Source organism: Streptococcus sp. CL8.13, from assembly GCF_049737895.1.
Map to the genome: position 1 here is coordinate 1 of NZ_JBKOTT010000136.1, position 1,520 is coordinate 1,520.

The window sequence follows — 1,520 nt, forward strand, 5'->3', positions numbered from 1 at the left end:
GGAGAATTGCTAACAACCTTCCTCCACCAAGTGCCTAACGACCAAGACCAGGTTATCCTAGACAACTACTATACTAATCAACCTATCACGATTGCGCTTGATAAGGCTCTGACTCCCAACCAGAATGCCCAACGCTACTTTAAACGTTACCAGAAACTCAAAGAAGCTGTCAAATACTTGACTGACCTGATTGAGGAAACCAAGGCAACCATTCTCTATTTGGAAAGTGTAGAAACCGTCCTCAACCAAGCTGGACTAGAAGAAATCGCTGAAATCCGTGAAGAATTAATTCAAACTGGCTTTATCCGCAGAAGACAGCGAGAAAAAATTCAGAAGCGCAAAAAGCCAGAACAATATCTAGCAAGCGATGGCAAAACCATCATCTATGTCGGCCGCAATAACCTGCAAAATGAGGAACTAACCTTTAAAATGGCACGCAAGGAGGAACTTTGGTTCCACGCCAAGGATATTCCTGGAAGCCACGTAGTCATCTCAGGCAATCTTGATCCATCTGATGAAGTCAAAACAGACGCAGCAGAGCTAGCCGCCTACTTCTCTCAAGGTCGCTTGTCAAATCTGGTCCAGGTAGATATGATTGAAGTCAAGAAACTCAATAAACCAACTGGTGGCAAACCAGGTTTTGTCACTTACACAGGACAAAAGACCCTCCGTGTTACACCAGACCCAGAAAAAATCGCATCTATGAAAAAATCCTGATTCGACTTGAAATCAGGATTTTTAACTTACTATTCACTCAAATCATATTCATACTCAATGAAAATCAAAGAGCAAACTAGGAAACTAGCCGCAGGCTGTACTTGAGTACGGCAAGGCGACGTTGACGTGGTTTGAAGAGATTTTCGAAGAGTATTACTATTCACTCAAATCATATCCAATTATAGGACTAATCTTTGCCACCTAGTTTCTCATTGATTTTCATCATCACACTAGCAATTTTTTCACCCCAATAAGGGTCTGAGGCATATTCAACATTCATACCAGACGCCTTGTTTCCAAGGAAAGTTCTGCCCCTATCGATATAATTTTCCTTAATCCACTTGCTTGCACCTAAAATTCCCTTATCCACATCATCAAATGTCTTGGCAGAAAGGTAAGGAGTCGTATCATAGGCTGTAATTCCAAAGAAATTATTCTTATCTTTGGCAATCTTGCTACGTCCCCAGTCGCTTTCTAAGGCACTATGGGCAAGAAGGTAAAGGGCATTGATATGGTAATGTTCTTCGGCTTCCTTAAAGGTAGCTCCCTTGTTCTCCAAGAGACTATTATTAATATTTAGCAGACTAAATACCTTATCCAAGTCTTCAGCACTATAGTTTGTAACCTCTGTCAAGTCTTTGAAAAGGAAGGGATTCTCAAGCTTAAAACCATCAAAATGCAACCCATCTGCCGAATAATATTTCTTGCCTACTTCCATATCAGAAAGATGAGCAGCTACTGGGATACTAGCATTCTGAGCCACATAGTGATAAAAACGGTGTCCATCACTCTCATAATAAGGG

At 41.2% G+C, this 1,520-nt stretch carries 2 pseudogenes; one reads left to right on the forward strand and one right to left on the reverse strand.

From position 1 onward, the window contains the following. Positions 1-717: pseudogene (gene pavA / locus ACLNCN_RS04690) on the forward strand (Rqc2 family fibronectin-binding protein PavA); the annotation flags it as partial. 187 nt (positions 718-904) lie between these two features. Here pavA and lytB read toward each other — a convergent pair. Then, positions 905-1,520 (reverse strand): annotated as a pseudogene (gene lytB, locus ACLNCN_RS04695) (endo-beta-N-acetylglucosaminidase); the annotation flags it as partial.